Origin of the sequence: Algibacter sp. TI.3.09, assembly GCF_038154905.1 — a bacterium.
Taxonomy (GTDB): domain Bacteria; phylum Bacteroidota; class Bacteroidia; order Flavobacteriales; family Flavobacteriaceae; genus Algibacter.
Genome location: NZ_JBAKAN010000001.1, coordinates 373,655 through 397,416, shown reverse-complemented (window position 1 = coordinate 397,416; position 23,762 = coordinate 373,655). Strand labels below are relative to the sequence as shown.

General features: G+C 33.7%; 19 protein-coding genes. 10 read left to right on the top strand and 9 right to left on the bottom strand.

What is annotated here, in order from left to right:
* The first annotated feature begins 3 nt into the window (after nt 1–3).
* Nucleotides 4–7,125, top strand: coding sequence for a BspA family leucine-rich repeat surface protein (locus V6246_RS01400; protein ID WP_341558647.1), 7,122 nt, complete (start codon nt 4–6; stop codon nt 7,123–7,125).
* 10 nt (nt 7,126–7,135) lie between these two features.
* Nucleotides 7,136–8,056 (top strand): PorP/SprF family type IX secretion system membrane protein, encoded by a 921-nt coding sequence (locus V6246_RS01395; protein ID WP_341558646.1) that lies wholly within the window; start codon nt 7,136–7,138, stop codon nt 8,054–8,056.
* Between the two features lie 76 nt (nt 8,057–8,132).
* Here V6246_RS01395 and sppA read toward each other — a convergent pair whose 3' ends face one another.
* The 7 genes from sppA to V6246_RS01360 form a co-directional block, all read right to left on the bottom strand.
* Nucleotides 8,133–9,896, bottom strand: coding sequence for a signal peptide peptidase SppA (gene sppA / locus V6246_RS01390; RefSeq protein WP_341558645.1), 1,764 nt, complete (start codon nt 9,894–9,896; stop codon nt 8,133–8,135).
* A 178-nt stretch (nt 9,897–10,074) separates the two neighbouring features.
* Nucleotides 10,075–11,145 (bottom strand): AMP-binding protein, encoded by a 1,071-nt coding sequence (locus V6246_RS01385; protein ID WP_341558644.1) that lies wholly within the window; start codon nt 11,143–11,145, stop codon nt 10,075–10,077.
* A gap of 2 nt (nt 11,146–11,147) precedes the next feature.
* Nucleotides 11,148–12,104: a CPBP family intramembrane glutamic endopeptidase gene (locus V6246_RS01380; RefSeq protein WP_341558643.1), complete on the bottom strand. Its 957-nt coding sequence runs from the start codon at nt 12,102–12,104 to the stop codon at nt 11,148–11,150.
* Nucleotides 12,095–13,141: an o-succinylbenzoate synthase gene (locus tag V6246_RS01375; RefSeq protein ID WP_341559890.1), complete on the bottom strand. Its 1,047-nt coding sequence runs from the start codon at nt 13,139–13,141 to the stop codon at nt 12,095–12,097. Before V6246_RS01375 ends, V6246_RS01380 begins: the two co-directional genes overlap by 10 nt.
* 230 nt (nt 13,142–13,371) lie before the next feature.
* On the bottom strand, nt 13,372–14,049 hold the full coding sequence (locus V6246_RS01370; protein WP_341558642.1) for a metal-dependent hydrolase: 678 nt from the start codon (nt 14,047–14,049) through the stop codon (nt 13,372–13,374).
* Between the two features lie 42 nt (nt 14,050–14,091).
* The gene (gene menA / locus V6246_RS01365) at nt 14,092–14,994 is read right to left on the bottom strand and encodes a 1,4-dihydroxy-2-naphthoate octaprenyltransferase (protein ID WP_341558641.1); all 903 of its coding nucleotides are present in this window, start codon (nt 14,992–14,994) and stop codon (nt 14,092–14,094) included.
* Nucleotides 14,995–15,834: a 1,4-dihydroxy-2-naphthoyl-CoA synthase gene (locus V6246_RS01360; protein ID WP_074939351.1), complete on the bottom strand. Its 840-nt coding sequence runs from the start codon at nt 15,832–15,834 to the stop codon at nt 14,995–14,997.
* 54 nt (nt 15,835–15,888) lie between these two features.
* On the opposite strand from V6246_RS01360, the gene V6246_RS01355 reads away from it, so the two are divergent.
* Both V6246_RS01355 and V6246_RS01350 read left to right on the top strand, forming a co-directional pair.
* A complete protein-coding gene (locus V6246_RS01355; protein ID WP_341558640.1) occupies nt 15,889–17,004 on the top strand; it encodes a C1 family peptidase in 1,116 nt (371 codons plus the stop codon).
* 176 nt (nt 17,005–17,180) lie between these two features.
* Nucleotides 17,181–17,357, top strand: coding sequence for a hypothetical protein (locus tag V6246_RS01350; protein WP_341558639.1), 177 nt, complete (start codon nt 17,181–17,183; stop codon nt 17,355–17,357).
* Between the two features lie 37 nt (nt 17,358–17,394).
* On the opposite strand, the gene V6246_RS01345 is transcribed toward V6246_RS01350, so the two are convergent.
* Entirely contained in the window at nt 17,395–18,060 is a 666-nt protein-coding gene (locus tag V6246_RS01345) for a uracil-DNA glycosylase (protein ID WP_341558638.1), read from the bottom strand.
* Between the two features lie 68 nt (nt 18,061–18,128).
* On the opposite strand from V6246_RS01345, the gene V6246_RS01340 reads away from it, so the two are divergent.
* A complete protein-coding gene (locus V6246_RS01340) occupies nt 18,129–18,563 on the top strand; it encodes a DUF1801 domain-containing protein (protein WP_341558637.1) in 435 nt (144 codons plus the stop codon).
* A gap of 1 nt (nt 18,564) precedes the next feature.
* Here V6246_RS01340 and holA read toward each other — a convergent pair whose 3' ends face one another.
* Nucleotides 18,565–19,569, bottom strand: a complete 1,005-nt coding sequence (gene holA, locus V6246_RS01335; protein WP_341558636.1) for a DNA polymerase III subunit delta — start codon at nt 19,567–19,569, stop codon at nt 18,565–18,567.
* Between the two features lie 102 nt (nt 19,570–19,671).
* Between holA and V6246_RS01330 the strand changes: the two genes are divergently transcribed.
* From V6246_RS01330 to V6246_RS01310, 5 genes are all read left to right on the top strand, one after another.
* A complete protein-coding gene (locus V6246_RS01330) occupies nt 19,672–20,124 on the top strand; it encodes a type I restriction enzyme HsdR N-terminal domain-containing protein (RefSeq protein WP_074939512.1) in 453 nt (150 codons plus the stop codon).
* A 60-nt stretch (nt 20,125–20,184) separates the two neighbouring features.
* Nucleotides 20,185–21,171, top strand: a complete 987-nt coding sequence (locus tag V6246_RS01325; RefSeq protein ID WP_341558635.1) for a glycosyltransferase family 2 protein — start codon at nt 20,185–20,187, stop codon at nt 21,169–21,171.
* Nucleotides 21,172–21,278: 107 nt separating this feature from the next.
* Nucleotides 21,279–22,118 (top strand): OmpA/MotB family protein, encoded by an 840-nt coding sequence (locus tag V6246_RS01320; protein WP_341558634.1) that lies wholly within the window; start codon nt 21,279–21,281, stop codon nt 22,116–22,118.
* Nucleotides 22,119–22,423: 305 nt separating this feature from the next.
* Complete coding sequence (locus tag V6246_RS01315) at nt 22,424–22,861, top strand: hypothetical protein (protein ID WP_133965553.1); 438 nt, start codon at nt 22,424–22,426, stop codon at nt 22,859–22,861.
* A 158-nt stretch (nt 22,862–23,019) separates the two neighbouring features.
* The gene (locus V6246_RS01310) at nt 23,020–23,574 is read left to right on the top strand and encodes a DUF4274 domain-containing protein (RefSeq protein WP_341558633.1); all 555 of its coding nucleotides are present in this window, start codon (nt 23,020–23,022) and stop codon (nt 23,572–23,574) included.
* Nucleotides 23,575–23,762: the final 188 nt, after the last annotated feature.

Sequence of the window (23,762 nt, the reverse complement as noted above, 5' to 3'; positions counted from 1 at the left end):
AACATGAAATATTTAATTACCCTACTCCTTTTATTATGGAATATCTCTGTCTTTTCGCAAACAGAATTTACCTCCATTTGGAATACAGCAAATACTGAATCTGGATCTTCTGCCGATAATGAAATTTCCATACCTACTAATCCTAGTTACACTTATAATTACACCATAGATTGGGGAGACGGACAAACAGACTCCGCCGTTACTGGTGATATTACACATACCTACACAGCTCCAAACACATATACTATTAAAATAAGTGGAGACTTTCCTTCTATTTATTTTAATAACTCGGGCGATAAAATAAAAATAATAGAAATCTTATCCTGGGGCACTATTGAGTGGCAAACTATGGAAAATGCTTTTTATGGTTGTGAAAACTTAAATTTTGACGCCATAGATTCTCCAGATTTATCGCAAGTGACCACTCTAAGGAACATGTTTAAAAATGCTGAATCTTTTAATGGCATTATTAATAATTGGAACACAAATACTATTACAGATTTGTCAGGATTATTCTATGGTGCAGTAATTTTTAACAGACCTCTAGATTTATGGAACACCGGTAATGTAACCGATATGTCTGAAACATTTTATCTCGCTAGAACTTTTAATGAACCATTAGATAATTGGAATACGGCACAGGTAACAAACATGGCCGACATGTTTCATTCTGCATCTAGATTTAACCAAAACATAAATAATTGGGATGTTAGCAGAGTGACTACAATGGCGAACATGTTTTATAGTGCAAATAGTTTTAATACGCCTTTAAATAGCTGGGTAGTCGATGCTGTTACCGATATGTCTGGTATGTTTTATTCTTCAGATTTTAACCTTTCACTTTCTAGCTGGAATATTAGTAATGTAACCGACATGTCTAGAATGTTTGGACAATCGGAATTTAACCAACCTATAGAAAACTGGGATGTTAGTAAGGTAACAAACATGAGCTATATGTTCTATAGACACAGAACATTTAATCAGCCTTTAAACAACTGGGATGTTAGTAAGGTAACCAATATGACTAGCATGTTTGATGGTTGGATTTGGAGCGGTATATTTAATCAACCTTTAAATAACTGGGACGTTAGTAGCGTAACAGAAATGACATACATGTTTAGGGATAATGCTTTTTTTAATCAGCCTTTGGATAATTGGGATGTTAGTAATGTTGCTAATATGAAAGGGATGTTTGAAAACACACAAGTATTCAATCAAGATATTACCGGTTGGGATGTTAGCAATGTAACAGATATGAGCTCAATGTTTCAAGAAACTGACGACTTTAATCAACCTATTGATGTATGGAACGTTAGCAAAGTAACCAATATGAGTTCCATGTTTAATTCGGCTTTAGCTTTTAACCAAACATTAAGCAATTGGGATACCACTGCGGTAACTAACATGTCTAGTATGTTTAGTTCTTATAATGTAACAACCGTTTTTAACCAACCCTTAAATAGTTGGGATACTGGCGCTGTTACTAATATGTCTAGCATGTTTAGAAATGCTAGTACCTTTAATCAAGATTTAGGTTCATGGAACGTAAGTAATGTTACTAACATGAGCATTATGCTATCTGGTTCTGGACTTTCGCAAACCAATTATGATAATACACTTATAGGTTGGGAAGCACAAACGGTTAAAAACAACGTAACTCTAGGCGCTAGCGGCCTTAACTATTGCGATAGTAGAGATCAGCGTCAAAATCTTATAGATAACTCTGGCTGGAGTATCGATGGAGATATTATTAACTGTTCGTTTGTACTTTGTACATCTTTAGTTTCTCCGGTAAATGGAGATGTTAACGTGCCTTCGAACGCTAATTTAATTTGGGAAGCTGTACCCGGAGCTACTGGTTATAAAGTGAGCTATAGAATAGAAAATGGTGGTGCTACTACATTTACAGAAACCGATAAAGATGTTGGTAATGTTGTTGGTTTGGATTTCACATCAGACCTAACACCTGGTGATACCGTTTTTGTAACCATTGTACCATATAATAATACCGATGGTGATGCCGTTGGCTGTACTGAAGAAAGCTTTAGCGTTATACCTAGTTGGGTAAACGACACAACTGCTTTTAAACTCACATTCGATACTAGCTTAACAGAAAGCTATACCTCTGCTGCAAACCAGCTTGAAATAGAAACCAATTCTGGGTATCCAGATTATTTAACTTATAATTATTCTATAGATTGGGGAGACGATCAATTTAATAATGACGTTACCGGAGACATCACGCACACTTACCTTACACCCGGCGTTTATACAGTAACGATTATTGGTGAATACCCTGCGCATTATTATTCTTATTTTTCAGATAATGTAAAACTAATATCTGTAGACCAATGGGGAACTCAGCCTTGGAAATCCATGAGAAACGCATTCTATAATTGCGAAAACATGGAGTATAATGCTAACGATGTCCCAGATTTGTCTCAGGTAACCAATATGTACCAAATGTTTTATCAAGCCAAACTTTTTAATGGCGATATTGATAATTGGGATGTTAGCAACGTTACAGATATGGGTATTATGTTTGCTGGAGCATCGGCTTTTAACCAACCTTTAAATAGTTGGGATGTTTCCAATGTTACCAATATGCAACTTATGTTTTTGTCTGCTACAACATTCGATCAACCATTAAACAATTGGAATACAAGTAGTGTTACCAACATGTCTAGAATGTTCGAAACGGCTTCTGTATTTAACCAAGACATCAATTCTTGGAATGTTACCGCGGTTACAACCATGGAAAAAATGTTCAATAGGGCTACTCTTTTCAATCAACCTTTAGATACTTGGGATGTTACGTCTGTAACCAATATGGAAGCCATGTTTAATTCAGCTTCAGCTTTTAATCAACCAATAAGTAATTGGAATGTTGCTGCAGTAACCGATATGAATTCTATGTTCAATTCTGCTTCAGCATTCAACCAAAATATAAATAATTGGAACGTCGCTGCTGTTACAAACATGAGCTCCATGTTTAATAGAGCATCCACTTTTAATGAGCCATTAGATAATTGGAATGTTTCCTCGGTTACCAATATGCAGTCTATGTTTAATAGTGCAGACCTTTTCAACCAAAACATTAATACCTGGAACGTTACTAATGTTATCAATATGGCATCTATGTTTCAATCTGCCGAAATGTTTAATGAACCTTTAGATAATTGGGATGTAAACTCTGTGGTAAACATGTCTTCCATGTTCGAAAATGCAGAAACCTTTAATCAGCCTATAAATACTTGGGATGTTAGTGCTGTTGCTAATATGACGTCGATGTTTGAAAATGCTTTAGCCTTTAATCAAGATTTAAATAATTGGGATGTAAGTTCTGTAACTTTAATGCCATCTATGTTTGAAGATGCCCATGCTTTTAACCTACCGATAAATTCATGGAATGTAGCCTCTGTAACTAACATGGAAAGCATGTTTAAAAACGCTTTAGTTTTCAATCAAGCTTTGGATAATTGGGATACAGGTGAAGTTTTAACGACTTCTGAAATGTTTAGTGGCGCAGCAGCTTTCAATCAAAACATAGACAACTGGAATGTTTCTTTTGTAAACACTATGGAAGCCATGTTTAAAAACGCTACTAGCTATAACCAAACCATGAATTCATGGAACGTAGCCTCTGTAACTACTATGGAAGATATGTTTAGTGGAGCCTCTGCTTTTAACGAAACCATTGATGGATGGAACGTAAGAGCCGTTACTACCATGGAAAACATGTTTTATAACGCAACCAGTTTTAATCAAACTATAAATAGTTGGCGAATTACTAATGTTTTAAACATGAGTGGTATGTTTAGAAACGCATTAGCCTTCAATCAAAATTTAGACCGTTGGGATATTGGAGCAACTAATATGCGCTATATGTTTAGTAACGCTACCGCCATAAATCAAGAATTTACAGAGTGGGATGTTAGTCGAGTTACCAACATGCAATACATGCTAGATAATACCGCACTTACAAGAGAACACTACGATGCTACATTAGTAGCTTGGTCTAAGCAAACCTTAACGCCTGGTATAAATCTAGGTGCTCAAGGATTACTCTATTGCGATGCTTTAGAAGAAAGACAATCCATGATAGATACTTACGGTTGGTCGTTTACAGGCGATATTCTAGATTGTCCTATTCCGGTTTGCACACAATTAATTTCTCCTGCTAATGGAGATACAGACGTACCTGTTAACACCAATTTAAGTTGGGAACCTGCGCTTTATGCTCGAGGATATAGACTAACTGTTACAACACAACCCGGAAATGCTGTACTAGTAAACAATGAATCAGTTACCGATCCGTCCTTTCAATTTACATCAGATTTTTTAGGAGGTGAATCTGTAGAAGTTACAATTACTCCTTTTAATGACGAAGGAGAACCTACTGGCTGTATTACAGAAAGCTTCACTATTACCAACAATAGTGTACCAACAGTTCCTGAATGTACAAACCTAACATTGCCAACAAATGGTAGTATAGATGTGTCTGTTGAAACTAATTTAGAATGGACTCCAATTGCAAACGCAGACGGCTACCGTATCACTGCAGGAACAAATTCAGGAGCTACTGATTTACTAAATGATATAGATGTAAACAATGTAACCGTTTATGATTTACCAACAGATCTACCGGAAAACACAATCATTTATGTTAGTATAACGCCTTATAATAGCACAGGAGATGCAATAACTTGTACTGAAGAAAATTTCACTACAGAAATTATTCCTGTTGCTCCCGCATGTACTACTTTAACGCTTCCTTTAAATGGAGATACAAATGTATCAACAGATACTAATATTAGCTGGAATGCTGCACCAAATACTACAGGATATTTACTTACTGTAGGAACCACAGGAGGTGGTATTGAAATTCTGAACAATATTGATGTGGGCAATTTTACAACTTATGATCTTCCGGATGACTTACCTCCTAATAGATTAATTTTTGTTTCAATAACACCATATAATGAAGTTGGCGATGCTACAGGTTGTACTGAAGAAAGCTTTAGAACAGGTGCTTTTTCAGCATCAGATCCACCAAGTTGCACAACACTATCTGCTCCCTTAAACAACGCCACAGATGTAGATGTTACGACAGATTTAACCTGGGATGTAGCAACCAACGCCACAGGATATAGAATTTCCATAGGAACAAGTGCTGGCGCTACCGATATTGTAAACAACGAAGATGTTGGAAACAACACTACTTATAACTTAACTTCAGATTTACCTGAAACATCCACAATATTCGTCACTATTACACCTTACAACACCGTTGGTGATGCCACTGGATGTAATGAAGAATCTTTTACTACGGAAACTTTACCAACAGCTCCAAACTGTACAATGCTATCTACTCCTACTAACAATGCTATTGATGTAGATGTTACCACAGACTTAACTTGGAATGCCGCAACCAACGCCACTGGATATAGAATTTCCATAGGAACAACTTCTGGCGCAACCGATATTGTAAACAACGAAGATGTTGGAAACAACACTACTCATAATTTAACTTCAGATTTACCTGAAAAAGCTACAATATTCGTTACCATCATACCGTATAATACCGTTGGTGATGCCACTGGATGTAATGAAGAATCTTTTACTACCGAAACTTTACCAACAGCTCCAAACTGTACATCACTTTCCGCTCCTGCTAACAATGCTATTGATGTAGATGTAACGACAGATTTAACTTGGAATGCAGCAACCGATGCTACTGGATATAGAATTTCCATAGGAACAAGTGCTGGCGCTACCGATATTGTAAACAACGAAGATGTTGGAAACAACACTACTTATAACTTAACTTCAGATTTACCTGGAACAGCTACAATATTCGTTACCATTACACCTTACAATGCCGTTGGTGATGCCACTGGATGTAATGAAGAATCTTTTACTACCGAAACTTTACCAACAGCTCCAAACTGTACAATGCTCTCTACTCCTGCTAACAATGTTATTGATGTAGATGTTACGACAGATTTAACTTGGATTGCAGCAACCGATGCTACTGGATATAGAATTTCCATAGGAACAAGTGCTGGAGCTACCGATATTGTAAACAACGGAGATGTTGGAAATACCACCACTTATAATCTAACTTCAGATTTACCTGAAACGTCCACAATATTTGTCACTATTACACCTTACAATGCCGTTGGTGATGCCACTGGATGTAATGAAGAATCTTTTACTACGGAAACTTTACCAACAGTTCCAAACTGTACAACACTTTCCGCTCCTGCTAACAATACTATTGATGTAGATGTAACGACAGACTTAACTTGGAATGCTGCAACCGATGCTACAGGATATAGAATTTCCATAGGAACAACTTCTGGCGCTACCGATATTGTAAACAACGAAGATGTTGGAAACAACACTACTTATAACTTAACTTCAGATTTACCTGAAACATCCACAATATTCGTCACTATTACACCTTACAATGCCGTTGGTGATGCCACTGGATGTAATGAAGAATCTTTTTCTACGGAGACACTTTTAACACGTCCCGAATGTACAATCCTTAACAATCCTACACAAAATGATATCGACGTTTCTTTAGATACCGATTTTAGCTGGGATCCTGTTTCTAACGCTGATGGATATAAAATTTCAATAGGTTCTTCACCAGGAGGAACAGATATTCTGAATAACGAAGATGTTGGAAACTCCACTTCATATACTTTATCAGAAGATTTACAGCAAGACACCTCATATTATGTAAACGTTATACCTTATAATATTATGGGAGATGCAACTTCTTGCGCAGAAAATGTTTTCACCACTTTAACTGCTCCAAAACATGATGTAAAATATGGTTTTTCACCAGATAACGATGGTATCAACGATTTCTGGAATATTGAAGGTATAGAAATGCATCCTGATAATATGGTTACTATATATAACCGATGGGGCGATATGGTATTCCAAATTAACGGATACAATAACACAACCCATGTGTTTAGAGGTATTGCAAATAAAAAGACTAAAATGGGAGCTGATGTATTACCAGAAGGCACTTATTTCTTTAAGTTTAATATAAGTGGCCCGCATAATTTTGACAAACTAGAAGGCTTTGTAGTTATAAAAAGATAAACCCATTTCAATGATTTTTACAAAAAACATAATAGCAATTGCTATCATCACCATATTTGCCTGTAAATTAAACGCACAGCAAACACCTACATTCTCGGAGTATAATTACAACCCTTTTATTATAAATGCAGCTTATACTGGCTTAACAGAAAACCCCGAGTTCTCTTTGAGTAATACAGGGTTCTTTAATCAATTTGAAGGAAGTCCGAGAAATTTTTCATTTAGTGGCCATGGTTCTATAAACAGAAACAAAATGGGCATTGGGGCAGGTATAATGAGAGACGAAATAGGAGTTACAACCTCTACCTCTTTTTTCGCAGCATACTCCTATAAAATATTTTTCGATTTTAAAAGTAATAGACCTTACTGGCAATTGTATGATGCAGGTGTTCTATCTTTTGGTATTACCGCCGGGTTACAACAATATCAAAGTAATTTAACCCAATTAGGCATTATAGGAGATCCGAAATTTGCACAAGATATAAACAGTACAATACCAACCATTGGTTTAAGTTTTCTTTTTAATCACGCTTCTTTTTATGTTGGTTTTTCAACTCCAAATGTTATGGGCGATAGTTTAGCATCAGACAGTAATTTGGTTTTAAATAGTCCTTACTACGGGTATTTTGGTTATCGTATTTATAATAATCGTTTTGAAGATTTTATGATAAAACCAAACATACTCATTAAATATGAAGATGGAGCCCCGTTACAAGCAGATTTTAATGTAGCGATTAGTTTTAGAAACAAGCTAGAAATAGGAACAGGTTACCGAACCAGTAATTCCATAAACTTTTTAGCAGGAATCTATTTATTCAATAATTTACGTGCTATATACAATTACAATCTCGCTAACAAAAACTCCGCTTTAGGAAACACGCATGGTTTAATATTAAGCGTTCAACTCGGTGATGGCTATAGTGTGAATTAAATTTACTTACAACTAGAAACAAAAACAGACGCTTATATAAGCGTCTGTTTTTGTTTATTAAAATATGATAGCAGTACTACTTCACATCTAAACTATAAGGAAATAATAACTGAATACCTTTACGTTGTGTACGTGTTTTTACTTCTTTGTAAATGTTGTATTGAACATCGCCTAGCTCTTCTTTTAAAATGGCCTCTTTAGCTTTCACCAAACCAAAATCTTGAAGCATTTTATCTAAGTCCTTTTTGAAAACAGGAAATTCGTTTATTTTGTATTCTTCAATTTCAGCAGCTTCAGCAGCATATTTTAAGGCTAAATCTAATCCTCCCAATTCATCTACCAAACCATTTTTTACAGCATCGGTACCTGTCCAAACACGACCTTGCGCAATAGCTTTTACATCATCTTGATCCATACCACGACCATCGGCTACTCTTTTGGTAAACAACTCGTAAACATCAATAATTCCTTCTTTAATAAAAGCACGTTGCACATCGCTCATAGGCTCATAAAAACTAAACGACACGGCGTTTGCATTAGTAATCACTTGCTCGGCGTTAATACCTATTCTATCTGCTAACGCTTTACCATTTGGCATCATCCCAAACACACCTATACTTCCTGTAATAGTTGTTGGTTCTGCAATAATCTTATCAGCATTACAAGCTATATAATAACCACCAGATGCCGCAACGTTACCCATAGACACAATTACAGGTTTTACTTTTTTAGTTAACTCTATTTCTCTCCAAATTAACTCACTGGCCACTGCACTTCCACCTGGAGAATTAATACGTAAAACTATAGCCTTAACCTTATCATCTTCCCTTGCTTTTTTAAGCGAAGCTCCCATAGTACCTTGACCAACTTTATCCTCATCACCTTCTCCATAGATAATTTCACCTTCGGCATAAATAACTGCAATTCTATTTTTATTACTTTTTAATTTCAATTTATCAGCTGCGTGAATAGCATAATCTGCAATAGAAATGGTCTTTAATTTTTTATCATTTTCAATACCAACAGCATATTTTAGTCCATCAATATATTCATCGTGATAAGCAATTTTATCAATCATTTTAGACGATTTAGCTAAAGTTGCATTTCGCGCCAAAAGGCTATCTGCAATTATATTTAGTTCCGCTTCATCAATCATTCTACTTTTAGAAATATCACGTTTCATTTCTGTCCAAAGCGAATTTAAGTACACCGAAATTTGCTCACGATTATTATCGCTCATTTCATTTTCTAAAAATGGCTCTACAGCACTTTTGTATTTTCCGAAGCGCACCACTTCCATTTTAACACCCGATTTTTCTTGTAAATCTTTAAAGTATAACTGCTCAGAATATAAACCTTTAAATTCCATAGCTCCAACAGGATTCATAAAAATAGTATCGGCAACCGAAGATAAATAGTAATCTTTTTGCGTATAAATATCGGCATAAGCCACAATAAATTTACCCGATTCTTTAAACTTCAATAACGCACCTCTCAAAGCTTTTGTTTGTGACAGACCAGCTTGTATAAAATTATTATCAATAGATATTCCTTTTATTTTATCGTCTGTAGCGGCTAATTTAATACCATCTATAATATTGAAAAGTCCATTTTTTTCATCTTCATTTAAAAAAGGATATTCGGCAAACTCCGTTTTACCTGCATAATCTTTAAGGGGAAAATCTAATGTTAATTCTAAAACAGAATTATCTTTTACTGTCACAACATCATCTCCGCCAGACCCCATAATAGCGCCTAGAAAAATTATTCCTAAAAAGAAAAGCACACAAAACAAAATGATTCCTGTTAGTGTTGAAAATACACGTTTTATAAATTCCATATTTTTTAAATTATTATTTTTCTATAAGTATTAAAAAAGGCCAAGACGTTACACTTTTACCTCATTATTTTTCACATTTTATAAAAGCTTTGACTTTAAATGTGTTGACATAAAACAATAATACCTACCAAGCTATAAAAACCTAGTAGGTATTATTAAAATCACACATTATTCGGGTTTAAAAAACAACCTGATCTAAAGTGTTTTTACGATGAATTTTTCCCGAAGCTGTATCTATAAATTTACTTACAGCATATATAGCTTTTGGTTTTTCGTATTTATCCAAACCTTCAAAAATCCCTTCGTCTACTTTATTGTCTTTTCCTTCAATTATTAAAATAGCCTTCTCTCCCAAAGTTTCATCAGGAACAGATGTAATAAAAAACTGTTGAGGTATTTTACATTGTAGCTTCTCTTCTATCACCTCTGGATATAACTTAATACCACCAGAATTAATTACGTTATCAAAACGGCCTAACCATTCAAAACTACTATCTGAATGTATTTTTACAATATCATTTGTAACTATAGTTTCATCTAAAAGCTCTGGAGCATTAATCACTAAACAGCTTCTATCGTCGGTAGAAATGGTAATATTTGGTAAGGTTTTAAAGTATTTATCAGACTCTGCATCTGTAAAGTTATTTATCTTCTTAATGGCAATGTGCGATACCGTTTCCGTCATACCATAAGTTTCATAAACATTAGGTTTTTTATCCTGAATTAAAGCTTTTATACTCTCAGAAACACGTCCGCCACCAACAATTACAGTTTTAATTTTATCAAAATATTTAGCGAAGTTTTTAAGTTGCATTGGTGTAAATGCACAAAATTCGTAATCCTTTTCATAATCGATTCTAGGGAAAGCCGCTGGCTCTACCATATCTAACTCTAAACCTAAAACAATAGCACGAACCATCATCATTTTACCTGCAATAAAGTTCGACGGTAAGCAATGTAAGACTTTTTTACCAGGAGTAAGATCGAAAAAGTTACCAGTTGCAATGGCAGATTTTACCATAGCTTCCTTTTTAATTATTATCTCTTTGGGCTTACCGGTAGATCCCGATGTACGTACTTTTATAAAATCATGCTTATCTAACCAATCGAGTAAAAATTCACCCAATTCGCGCTCGTAAGCAACGCCTTCTTTTACAAAGCTATACGCAACCTCCATTAAATCTTCATGAGAATAATGGTGATTATTTAATTTAAACCTTACATGTACTTTAGTGTAATCTGGTATCATAATTATTCTATTATTTTATAGTCTTCTTTTGTTGGTTCAATAACGTTTCCTATCAATTTATCTTTCCAATTACTCCAATTATATTTCTTAGAAAGAATAAATAAAAGTATAGGAAAAACGACAAATACAGGTATAAATATTTCGCCTAATGCCATGGTATCTGGATCAGACATATCTTTTAAAATTGAATCAGTTTGGAAGGCAGTCCAGTCAGCAGTAACCAACAGCGCAGTAAACAAGTTATTAGCTGCGTGAAACCCTAAGGCAAGCTCTAAACCTTCGTCCATTAAAGTTAAAACACCTAAAAACAAACCGGTACCAATATAATAAACCATTATAACGGGCCCTAATTGATCTACTTCTGGATTTGCAATGTGCATAAGCCCAAAACCAACCGAAGTGATTAAAAGTGGCAACCATTTATTTTTACAAACCACACCAATACCTTGCATTAAGTAGCCTCTAAAAAAGTATTCTTCGAAACTTGTTTGTAACGGTATTAGAGTAATAGCTATTGCTGCGAGTATTAAAAATGGCTTTAATTTAAAATTTAGCACATAATCTTCTGGCGCAAAAAAGAAATAATCTATCAATACAAAACCAGAAGAAATAACACCCCAAAGAATAAAAATAAACCAAAAACGGCTCCAATCTATCTTTTTACGTGTTGTTGTTAATTGCACAAACGATTGCTTATGCAGAATTTTAGCCGAAAAAATAACGCCTGCCAATCCTGCTGCAAAAGATACTAGCATTAAAAACAGAAATAAATTACTACCCAAAGCCTCAATCATATCGGGGATTGTAACGGGTATATTTCCAGTTTCAAAAACTTTTATGCCTAATACAACACCCAAAGGAATCATACCAACCATTTGCCAAGCGGTAAAAACTATTAATACACCTAATAAATATCTCCACCAATCGTGTAAGCCTTTAAAGGCTTGAGCTATATACATACTTCTAAATTAAATTTCCAAGGTTCTACCTTATTATACTGCAATGTACCATTTTTAACTAAAAGCGGTGAATCAAAATTGTTAGAAAACAAACCGCCCGTACCTAAACCTTGTGGCAAATTACTATTTAAACCATAGGTGTATTGTGCAATAGCGTTTAAGCCTACATTACTCTCTAGGGCACTTGTAATCCACCAACCTATGTTTTGTTTATGCGCTAAATTAATCCAAGAATCACTCCCTTTAAAACCGCCAATTAAGGTTGGTTTTAAAATAATGTACTGCGGACAAATGGTTTCTAATAATGCTTGTTTTTTTTCTTCGGAAAACACACCTATAAGTTCCTCGTCTAGAGCAATGGGTAATGGTGTAGTTTCACAGAGTTTTGCCATTTCGGCTATCTGGCCTTGTTTTATAGGCTGCTCAATGGAATGTAAATCGAAATCTGATAATATTTTCAGTTTTTCTAAAGCTTCCGAAGGTTTAAAAGCACCGTTAGCATCTACTCGTAATTCAATATCATTTGAATTGAATTCTTTTCGAATAGATTTTAAAAGATTAATTTCTGTTTGAAAATCGATAGCACCAATTTTCATTTTAATACAACTAAACCCTACTTCTATTTTATCCTGAATTTGTTGTTTCATGAAACTTTCCGTCCCCATCCAAATTAATCCGTTAATAGCAATACTATCTTCCGTTTTAGTGAATTTTGAAGGAAATAAATCGAAACCATCTATACTTTCTATAGATTTAAATGCCATTTCTAATCCAAATTGAATACTTGGAAATTCTTCTAACTGAAGTAATAAAGCATCTAAACCTAATTGAATATTTTTACAAACCCATTTTAATTTATCTTCAAAATCGGGTCTATCATCAATAGAAAGTCCGCGAAACATGCCGCACTCTCCAACCCCCTTTTTTTCACCTTCATTTAAAATAATAAACCAAGTATCTTTAGTTTTTAAAATACCGCGAGAAGTTCCGCTAGCTTGTTTGAAGTTTAAAGTGTATGGTTGGTAAGTTGCCGTCATAGTCATGCTAAAATAACGATTTATTTTATGGAACATCAAAACTATAGAAGGATTATAATAAAAATTTCAGATTGACTAATTGTTCAATCTTTTACTATAAAATCGATAATTATTTGATGTATAATATTACAAATAACCACTTTCACCCATACACAAGGTATAGACTAAATGATTCAAAATCAATTTAATCAGTTTTGACGACTAATATAATACGTGTTAAAATGAATTTATTAAAGTTCGATGCTTTCTCCTATTTCTAAAAGCATTAAATCTTTATCCTTCTCAAAAAACTTGCGTTTAGCAGCTTCGTGATCAATTTCAATATAGCCGAAAGTATCAAAATGGTAACCTAAAATCTTATCACATTCTACAAAATCACTCGCTAAAATGGCATCGTTAATACCCATGGTGAAATTATCTCCAATAGGAAGAATAGCAAGATCTAGTTTAGTTTGAAGTGGTATTAATTTCATATCAAAAGTAAGAGCTGTATCGCCTGCTATATAAATATTTTTATGTTCGCCTTCTATAATAAAACCGCCGGGTTGCCCACCATAAGTGCCATCAGGAAAAGACGATGTATGTATGGCGTTTACATATTTTACATTTCCGAATTCAAAATCCCATTGCCCACCATGATTCATTGGGTGACCTTCGAAACCAAGATTACCAAAATGAGTAACAATTTCGAAGTTAGAAATTATAACAGCATTGGTACGTTTGGCAATGGCTTCAACATCTAGAATATGATCTTGATGTGCATGCGTTACCATAATATAGTCGGCTTTTAAAGAATTAATATCAATATTTGCAGCCTTTTCATTTCCTGTAATAAAAGGATCAACAAGTATATTAATATCATCTATTTGAATACCTAAACAAGCGTGACCGTAAAATGTGATTTTCATTCGAAATAAATTATATAATTGAACTCTAAATTTACTAAATATTTACAACACTTGTCCCAAACCCATCAAAATAGATAGAAGTACTGTTGTTAGCGCTAACTTTTTTAATTCGGGATCAAAATGTTTTGGGTTTTGTGTGTTATTCACTTTTTTAAGATGAAGAAACAAAGGGATAAAAGCGATAATAAAAATGAAATTAAAAGGTGAACTATAAAAGATAATTCCAAATAAAACGGATAGTAAAATTGCCGAAACCACAAGAGCAATATGATAAGTTTTAGCTTTTTGGCTTCCTAGTTTTAAGGCTAACGTAATTTTGTTGGATTTAGTATCAGACTCTATATCTCGCATGTTATTTAAATTAAGTACCGCTGCACTTAACAAGCCTATTACCATTGCAGGCAAAATAACAACAAAATCTATGGTTTTTGCATACAATACATAACCACCTACAACACTCACTAAACCAAAAAACAGAAACACAAAAACATCGCCCATAGCATTATAGCCGTAAGCATTACCGCCAACAGTATATTTTATAGCCGCAATTATAGCCGCTACGCCAAGAGCAAAAAACAACACCGCAAGAAAGAAGTGAGCTTTACCAAAGGCTAAATAAACGGTAAGTAAGGCTAAAATAACCGAAATTGCGACATTTATTGTAATAGCCCGTTTCATTTCTTTTGGAGTGATTACACCACTTTGTATGGCGCGCTCTGGCCCTATTCTATCATCATTATCTGTGCCTTTTACACCATCGCCATAATCGTTTGCTAAATTTGATAGTATTTGAAAACTTAAAGTCGACAAAATAGCCAACACACAAATTACCCAATTAAAAACACCCTGATAGGCTGCTAAAAACGAGGCTAAAATAATTCCTGAAACAGATAAAGGTAAAGTGCGCAAACGCATGGAAGAAATCCAAACTTTTGTTTTATTCATTTATGGAATCCATTTTTTTTCAAAATTAGGCTTTCGTTTTTCTAAAAAAGCATTTCTACCTTCGGTAGCTTCCTCCGTCATGTAAGCTAAACGCGTTGCTTCTCCAGCAAATACTTGTTGCCCTACCATACCATCGTCTGTTAAATTCATAGCGAATTTCAACATTTTAATAGATGTAGGCGATTTTGCTAATATTTCCTGAGCCCACTCATAGGCTGTACTTTCTAATTCATCGTGAGGAACAACAGCATTTACCATGCCCATATCAAAAGCTTCTTGAGCCGAGTAGTTTCTTCCTAAAAAGAAAATCTCACGAGCTCTTTTCTGTCCTACCATTTTGGCTAAATAAGCCGATCCGTAACCACCATCAAAACTAGTAACATCGGCATCGGTTTGTTTAAAAATAGCATGCTCTTTACTCGCTAAAGTTAAATCGCAAACTACGTGTAAACTATGTCCTCCACCAACAGCCCAACCCGGAACCACAGCAATTACTGCTTTTGGCATAAAACGAATCAAACGTTGTACTTCTAATATATTTAAACGGTGATACCCATCTTCACCAACATAACCTTGGTGTCCACGTGCTTTTTGATCGCCTCCACTACAAAATGAATAAACACCATCTTTAGTCGATGGGCCTTCAGCAGATAATAATACCACACCTATATTCACATCTTCATTAGCATTATATAAGGCATCATACAATTCCGATGTTGTTTTCGGACGAAATGCATTTCTCACATCTGGTCTATTAAACGCTATGCGCGCAACACCATTACATTTTTTATATGTAATATCGGTGTATTCTTTAACAGTTACCCAATTTTCTTGACTCATTTTCTTTATTTTAGCCAAAAATAAATTTTATTTCATTAAAACCCTTCATTACCTATGAAAAATAATATTTCACTACTCGTTTTACTATTTATTTGCCTTTCTTTAAATGCGCAATCTTATAAATTTGAAACGGTTATAGACCTTGAAACTACCGATGTTATTAGCCAAGGAAATACAGGAACGTGTTGGAGTTTTTCTACATCGTCTTTTTTAGAGAGTGAAATAATAAGAATTACAGGTAAAAAGATTGATTTATCTGAAATGTATACCGTAAGAAACACCTACCCGAAAAAGGCCTGGAACTACATTATGCGCCAAGGTAAAACACAATTTAGTGATGGTGGTTTGGCTCACGATGTTTTAAATAGCGTAAAAAATCATGGTTTAGTACCAGCTTTCGCTTTTACAGGTCTTGAAGAAAATGCGACCAGACATAACCACACTGAAATGCTTACCGTTTTAAGAGGTTTATTAAACACCTATACTAAGGATGTAAAGAAACCATTATCTCCAAAATGGAAACAGGTTACCGAATCGGTTTTAGATATTTATTTAGGAAAAAACATTGAAACTTTTAATTATGAAGGCGTACAATACACACCACAATCGTTTTTAGAATTCACAAAAATAAATCCTGATGATTATGTGAGCTTAACATCATTTTCTCACCAACCATTTTACACAAGCTTCATTTTAAATATTCCTGATAATTTTTCTAACGGAAGCTTCTACAACATCCCAATTGAAGAAATGGTTAAAACCGCAAATAACGCGCTTAAAAAAGGATACACTATTGCTTTAGATTGCGATGTAAGCGAAAGTACATTTACAGCAAACCCAGGTATGGCGATTATACCAGAAGATGGCAATGTTGATTTAAAGGACTTAACAGAAATTGTAGCCGAAAAAGAGATTACGCAAGCCTACAGACAACAAGAGTTTGAAAACTTCAATACTACCGACGATCACTTAATGCATATTACAGGTTTAGTAAAGGACCAAAACGGGAATATTTACTATAAAGTAAAAAACTCTTGGGGTAAAAACTCCGAACGCGTTGCTAACAATGGCTTTATATACATGAGTGAGGCTTATTTCAAATTAAAAATGATTTCAATTACCTTAAATAAAAATGTACTTGACAAAAAATATCACAAAATTTTGAATTAATACTAAACTAAATAGGTAGTAAATTGCGGATATCACAAAAGTAAATAGTCGTGATAATAAAGCGATGTTGGTATGAATATAATTATTAATTTTGCCGAGTAATAACAGTTTGTCAGGAAAACTTGCAAATTATCGAGATAAATCGTACATTACAACGTATTTAAACCCAGATTAATATGATTTTAACAATTACTCTTACATTTACCCTACTTGTATTCGTTAATTTATTGCTTTTAAAATTTAGTTGTAACAAAACAGCTAAAACAACAAAAGTTAACAAACAGCCCGTTATTTTGGCTCCGTATCTAAAATTAGATGCCATGCAAGAAAGACTGGCACCAACAGGTAGCTAATTTGTAGCAAAGCGTTTTAATTTTCCCTTTTCTTTTTTTACCACTCCAGCGTTTTTTTGCCAAGAGTTTTAAATTCTTGGTTAACCTTCGAAAAATGCTGATTACCAAACCAATACCCTCTATTTGCAGATAATGGCGACGGATGCCCACTAGTTAATATCAAATGCTTACTAGCATCAATTAATTTAGCCTTCTTTTTTGCAAAACCACCCCAAAGTAAAAATATCACATTTTCTTTATTATCACTTACCGTTTTAATTACAGCATCTGTAAACGTTTCCCAACCTTGTTTTTGATGGCTTGCTGCTTCATGAGCTCTAACCGTTAGTGTCGCATTTAAAAGTAAAACACCTTGCTTTGCCCAGCGTTCTAAATTGCCACTTTCAGGATACGGAATATTTAAATCCGTTTCAATTTCTTTAAAAATATTTATTAATGATGGAGGATGCTTAAGGCCATCTGCAACAGAAAAACATAATCCATTAGCTTGTCCATGATCATGATAAGGATCTTGCCCAATAATAACCACTTTTACATCATTAAAATGGCAATAATTAAAGGCATTAAAAATGGCGTCTTCCGGAGGGAAACATGTTGATTCATTATATTCTTTAGAAACAAATGCTTTTAAGTTTTTAAAATAATCCTTTTTAAACTCTGGTTCTAAATAAGGTTTCCAACTTTCGTGAATCTCTAAATTCATTTATAAAATTTTATTAAGAAACTAAATTAACACTATCTTTATTGTAATTTCAATTTAAGAAGAAAAAAATGTCGCTTAATTCTTTAGATATAAAAACAGATGCCAGAATGGAACACGTGTTTAACGCCTATCCGGAATTTGTTAAAAGCAAAATATTACATCTTAGAGCTTTAATTCTAGACGTAGCTAACAACATTGAAAGTATAAACACTCTTGAAGAAACCTTAAAATGGGGAGAGCCTAGTTATTTAGCAAAAAAAGGAAGCACCCTTAGAATAGACTGGAAACCTAAGAAACCCGACCAATATGCCATGTATTTTAAATGCACTAGTAAACTTGTAGAAACATTTAAAATTGTTTTTAAAGATAGTTTTGAGTTCGAAGGCCATCGCGCTATTGTTTTTCAACTTAATGATACCATACCCGAAATCGAATTAAAACAATGTATTGCTGCGGCTTTAACCTACCACACCGTTAAACAATTACCTTTTTTAGGATTATAGCTTAACTAAAAACACGTACCAACAGTTCTTTTAGTAAATCGCCTTGCGGCACAGCATTAGACCCCACACCTTTACTTTTTACATCAAACTCCCTTAGCGTAGCTACTACACCACTCACCTTTCTCATCGGGAAATTTCGAGCAGCCGTAATATAATCGTTCACAAAATATGGATTAACACGAAGCGCAGATGCCACACTCCTTGGCGACTTATCACTTAAACCATGAAACGTAAGCAATTGTGAGAAAAACGCAAATAACAGCGATACTGTAACCACCATTGGGTTATCTTTTGGGTTATCACCAAAATAGTGTACAATTTTAAAAGCTTTAACGGTGTTACGCTCACCTACCGCTTTTCTTAACTCAAAATTATTATAATCTTTACTAATACCAATATTTTCCTCAACGTGCTCTGGAGTAATTTGAGTGCCTTGTGGTAAAATAATTTGAAGTTTTTCTAACTCATTATTTATTTTGCTTAAATCTGTACCTAAAAATTCCACAAGCATTTGTGCTGCTTTTGGAGTTATCTCGTACTTTTTAGGTGTTAGAACACGACGAATCCAATCGGCAACCTGGTTATCATAAAGTTTTTTACTCTCAAAAACAATCCCGTTTTTCTTAAGTGTTTTGTAAAGCGCTTTACGCTTATCAATTTTTTTATACTTGTAATTAAAAACTAAAACTGTAGTTGGCTGTGGGTTTTCGGCGTATTTAGCCAATTTCTCAATACTTCGAGCTAAATCTTGCGCTTCCTTTACAATTACCACTTGGTGCTCTGCCATCATTGGGTAACGTTTAGCATGCCCAACAATATCATCTATAGTAACATCACGACCATACAATACCATTTGGTTAAAGCCGCGTTCGGCTTCATCTAAAACAGAGCTTTCAATAAAATCAGAAATTTTATCAATATAGTAAGGCTCTTCACCCATTAAAAAGTAAATAGGCTTTAAGTTTTTGTTTTTTATATCGGTTACTATTTGTTTTACTTCGTCCAAATCTAGTATAAATTCCTATTTTATAAATTTCAAATTCCTAAAAACGATTGCGGTCTTTAAAACTTGATTATTTCCTTAACTTTGAAAAAATTTAAAATTTCAGTGTTACAAAAATTAAATTTTCCTGAGTTTTCATTTCGTTTCAAAAATAGCGAAAATAAAGTATCTATATTCGATTGCATTCGCAAAAAATTTGTGATTTTACAACCCGAAGAATGGGTAAGGCAACATTGTGTGCTTTATTTAATGGAGGTTAAAAAATATCCCATCTCTTTAATTAACGTCGAAAAAGAACTCACTATTAACGATTTAAAAAAACGATATGATATTGTTATTTTTAATCCCGACGGTAGTATCCATTTAATTGTAGAATGTAAAGCCCCAAAAATAAATATTAATCAAACCACGTTCGACCAGATTGCACGCTATAACACCGCGCTAAACGCCACGTATTTAATGGTTACTAACGGAATTAATCATTATTATTGTCAAATGGATTTCGAGAACGAGCGTTATCAGTTTTTAAAAGATATACCGGAGTATAGTTCTCAGTAATCAGTAATTTAATTATCAGACTAAAACAAATAAGCTTTTAACCCATAAACAAACCATCTTTTGAAACTTGCCATTGTTATATTAAACTGGAACGGAACACAGCTTTTAAAGCAATTTTTACCATCGGTAGTTGCGCATTCTAAAGAAGCCGACATTTATGTGGCCGATAATGCCTCTACAGATAACTCCGTTGCCTATATAAAAACTCATTTTTCTGATGTAACAATAATTCAGAATCAAGAAAATGGTGGCTATGCCAAAGGTTATAACGATGCTTTACAACATATTGAAGCCGATGTGTTTTGTTTATTAAACAGCGATGTAGAAGTTACAGAAAATTGGTTGAAACCTATAATAGAAACCTTTAATAAAAACCCAAAAACGGCCATACTTCAACCTAAAATATTAGACTTTAAAAACAAAGCCTTTTTTGAGTATGCTGGTGCTGCTGGTGGTTTTATAGACAAATATGGCTATCCATATTGCAGAGGTCGCATTTTTGATACAATAGAAAAAGATAACGGACAATACAACGACACCATCGATATTTTTTGGGCAACTGGGGCATGTTTATTTATAAAAAGTGATGTTTTTAAAGCAATCAATGGGTTCGACGCTCACTTTTTTGCACACATGGAAGAAATAGACCTCTGCTGGCGTGCAAAAAACCAAGGCCACCAAATAAAATACGTGGGCACATCTACCGTTTACCACGTTGGTGGCGCTACACTAAATGCCATAAACCCTAAAAAAACCTATCTCAATTTTAGAAATAGCCTATTCATGGTAACTAAAAATGCGAAAGGCAACATATTCACAATTATTTTTATTCGTTTAGTTTTAGATGGTATTGCAGCGGTTAAATTTCTATTCGAATTAAAACCTAAACATACATTTGCTATTTTAAAAGCACACTTTAATTATTACTACAATTTAAACCGGTTATTAAAACAGCGTAAGGCCACAAAAAATAAAATTATTTACTACAACAAAACATCTGTGGTTATGGATTATTTCGTAAATAAGAATATGTATTACAAAAGTTAAAAGGAATAAGTAAAAGTTTTGTTAATAACTCTGCTATCAACCTATTTTTATATACTTTTGTTAATTATAGAAAGAACATTTTTTAATCCAAAATTATAAAACAACTTATGAAAAAAGTTTTATTACTTAGTCTATCAGCCATGTTACTTTTAAGTTCATGTGTTACTAAAAAACAATTCACAGATCTTGAAGCAAAGCAAAAAGAAACTCAAGATTTACTTAATTCTGCAACCGTAAAATTAAACTCGTGTTTAGAAGATCGTGCCGCTGCAACTGCAAAAGCAACTGTATTAGAATCTCAAGTAAACGATTTACGTAAAAACAACGATAACCTTCAAATATTATCAGCAAAAGGAGCTAGTAGTATCGAAAAAACGTTAGAAAGCATCAAAGAAAAAGAGCTTAAAATTACACGTTTACAAGATGCCATGACTAAAAAAGACAGCATGACTTTAGCACTTGTAACAAGTTTAAAACGTGAAGTTGGTATTAATGATCCAGATATTGAAGTAAACGTAGAAAAAGGTGTGGTATTTATCTCTATTGCAGATAAATTATTATTCCAAAGTGGAAGCTACAATGTAACTACTAGAGCTAAAGAAGTATTAGCTAAGGTTGCAAAAGTAATTAACAGCAAACCAGATTTCGAAGCTATGATCGAAGGTCATACCGATAGCCAATCTTACCAAAAAGGTGTGCTTTTAGACAACTGGGATTTAAGTGTTAAACGTTCTACATCAATTATCCGTGTATTGCAAGACTTAGGTGTTAATCCAGGACAGTTAATCGCTGCAGGACGTAGTTCTTATGTGCCTTTAGTAGATAACAATACTGCAGAAAACAGAGCAAAAAACAGACGTACTCGTGTTGTTGTTCTTCCTAAAATTGATCAATTTTACGATATGATCGAAAAAGAAATGAAAAACTTAGAGGCTGCAGGAAAATAAGCAACCTAGTTTAAAATATTTAAAAGCCCGACTGTAAAGTTGGGCTTTTTTTATGTCCTTTTTTTTCTGGGCGTTACCCTATCGGGTCAGGCTTTACGCTACAATTCCTCGTTCGTGCCTCTCTGCGGGATTTTCACTGCAATCCTTAACGCAGGGCTAAGCACAAAGGTTTAGTCACTAAAGCAATGTTCTAGTAGCTTAATTATTACATTTTTTTATGGGTTTTGATTTTGGAATTGTATTTTTACTTCTTAATAAGTAAGATTATACCTTAGTTGTAGCCAATTTGAGAAAACTCAGAAAGAATGAAATATAATTTTGAAAAAGAATTTTTAGAAAAAGTTGAAGATAAAACTGACAGCACAAACTTGAGAGAAAAAATATCAGACATTGAATTAATAAATCTAAAAAAAGAGTTCCCTAAAATATCATCTGAATTTTTAGATTATCTAAGTGAAATTGGAAGTGGAAACTTTAGAGAGTGTCAATTTAAAGTTCAAAAATACTTATTTGATTTAGAAGATTTAGGACTTGAAGAACATTATGAATTAAAAGATGGAATCAAGTTTTTCGGAGATAATTTTTCTGGAGACTTTTCTGGATTTGATTTTAATGGTAACCCTGATTTAGTAGTTGAATTTTGGCACGAAGACGGAACAATATATGAGACCAATAAAACTTATAAAGACTATATTAGAGAACAAATGTTAATTGGAGATAATGGACAAGATGAAAGAGAATAAAAACTGGCTACAACACTGTATATAAAAAATTGATGTTTTGTACTTAAACCATGTAGTTGCTTTGATTGCTTGCATCCGATTTTCCTTCGGAAAATCCTCGCTGACAAACCCGGAACCATTCTTACACATAAACATTGGGCACAATTAAACAAATTAGAATGAAAAAAAAGATAACAACAGAAGAATTTGAAGTTCTTGAAAATAAAATTTGGTTAGAATTTCTTGAAAAAGCAACACCTATTGAAATTCATAAATCATTAATCACATCAAACTTTGACGGAAATAGTTTGCTTCTTAATTTGATTAAAAACAATCCAAAGACGGATAAAGGAACGATTTTAGTCGCTTATTGGATGAGTAGTCCAAGTTATTTCAAAGAGTTTTCAAACAGAGAAGATTTATTGGAGAAAAGTTCATTTTCAATAGACGGTTTTGATTTTGTAGAGGAAATAGAAAAAAAATATTGTGACGGATTCTACCAATGCAATGAAATAACTTTTGATCCAAAAAGTGATTCTGAAGATTATGATTGGACAAGTGAATATGATGAAGGAGTTGTAGTTAGAAAGATTCCAAAAATAATGTTTGAAAAAATAAATGGAAAAATTGAAATAAAAGAATATCCAAAAGACTTTGATAATGGTTTACCTATGAAACCAATAGATTATGCTCAAAAAGTTTATGATATATTTGAAGAATATGAAGTAGAATAACACTGGTTATAATTAATACGGGTTTCGTACTTAAACAAAAAGCTATGTATATTTAACAAGTTCGCCAAATCAAAAGATTTGGCTTTTAAAAGAAAAACTTATAAGTAAATCTCAATCTGAACTGAATGATTTTTTCGGACTGAATAAACAAAATAAAATCTATATTGACGGTTATTTATTAGAAAGTA

Bases quoted from the DNA above. Each gene is read 5' to 3' on its own strand.
- V6246_RS01400 (WP_341558647.1), top strand. From the start codon at position 4: ATGAAATATTTAATTACCCTACTCCTTTTATTATGGAATATCTCTGTC.
- V6246_RS01395 (WP_341558646.1), top strand. From the start codon at position 7,136: ATGATTTTTACAAAAAACATAATAGCAATTGCTATCATCACCATATTT.
- sppA (WP_341558645.1), bottom strand. From the start codon at position 9,896: ATGGAATTTATAAAACGTGTATTTTCAACACTAACAGGAATCATTTTG.
- V6246_RS01385 (WP_341558644.1), bottom strand. From the start codon at position 11,145: ATGATACCAGATTACACTAAAGTACATGTAAGGTTTAAATTAAATAAT.
- V6246_RS01380 (WP_341558643.1), bottom strand. From the start codon at position 12,104: ATGTATATAGCTCAAGCCTTTAAAGGCTTACACGATTGGTGGAGATAT.
- V6246_RS01375 (WP_341559890.1), bottom strand. From the start codon at position 13,141: ATGACGGCAACTTACCAACCATACACTTTAAACTTCAAACAAGCTAGC.
- V6246_RS01370 (WP_341558642.1), bottom strand. From the start codon at position 14,049: ATGAAAATCACATTTTACGGTCACGCTTGTTTAGGTATTCAAATAGAT.
- menA (WP_341558641.1), bottom strand. From the start codon at position 14,994: ATGAATAAAACAAAAGTTTGGATTTCTTCCATGCGTTTGCGCACTTTA.
- V6246_RS01360 (WP_074939351.1), bottom strand. From the start codon at position 15,834: ATGAGTCAAGAAAATTGGGTAACTGTTAAAGAATACACCGATATTACA.
- V6246_RS01355 (WP_341558640.1), top strand. From the start codon at position 15,889: ATGAAAAATAATATTTCACTACTCGTTTTACTATTTATTTGCCTTTCT.
- V6246_RS01350 (WP_341558639.1), top strand. From the start codon at position 17,181: ATGATTTTAACAATTACTCTTACATTTACCCTACTTGTATTCGTTAAT.
- V6246_RS01345 (WP_341558638.1), bottom strand. From the start codon at position 18,060: ATGAATTTAGAGATTCACGAAAGTTGGAAACCTTATTTAGAACCAGAG.
- V6246_RS01340 (WP_341558637.1), top strand. From the start codon at position 18,129: ATGTCGCTTAATTCTTTAGATATAAAAACAGATGCCAGAATGGAACAC.
- V6246_RS01320 (WP_341558634.1), top strand. From the start codon at position 21,279: ATGAAAAAAGTTTTATTACTTAGTCTATCAGCCATGTTACTTTTAAGT.
- V6246_RS01315 (WP_133965553.1), top strand. From the start codon at position 22,424: ATGAAATATAATTTTGAAAAAGAATTTTTAGAAAAAGTTGAAGATAAA.
- V6246_RS01310 (WP_341558633.1), top strand. From the start codon at position 23,020: ATGAAAAAAAAGATAACAACAGAAGAATTTGAAGTTCTTGAAAATAAA.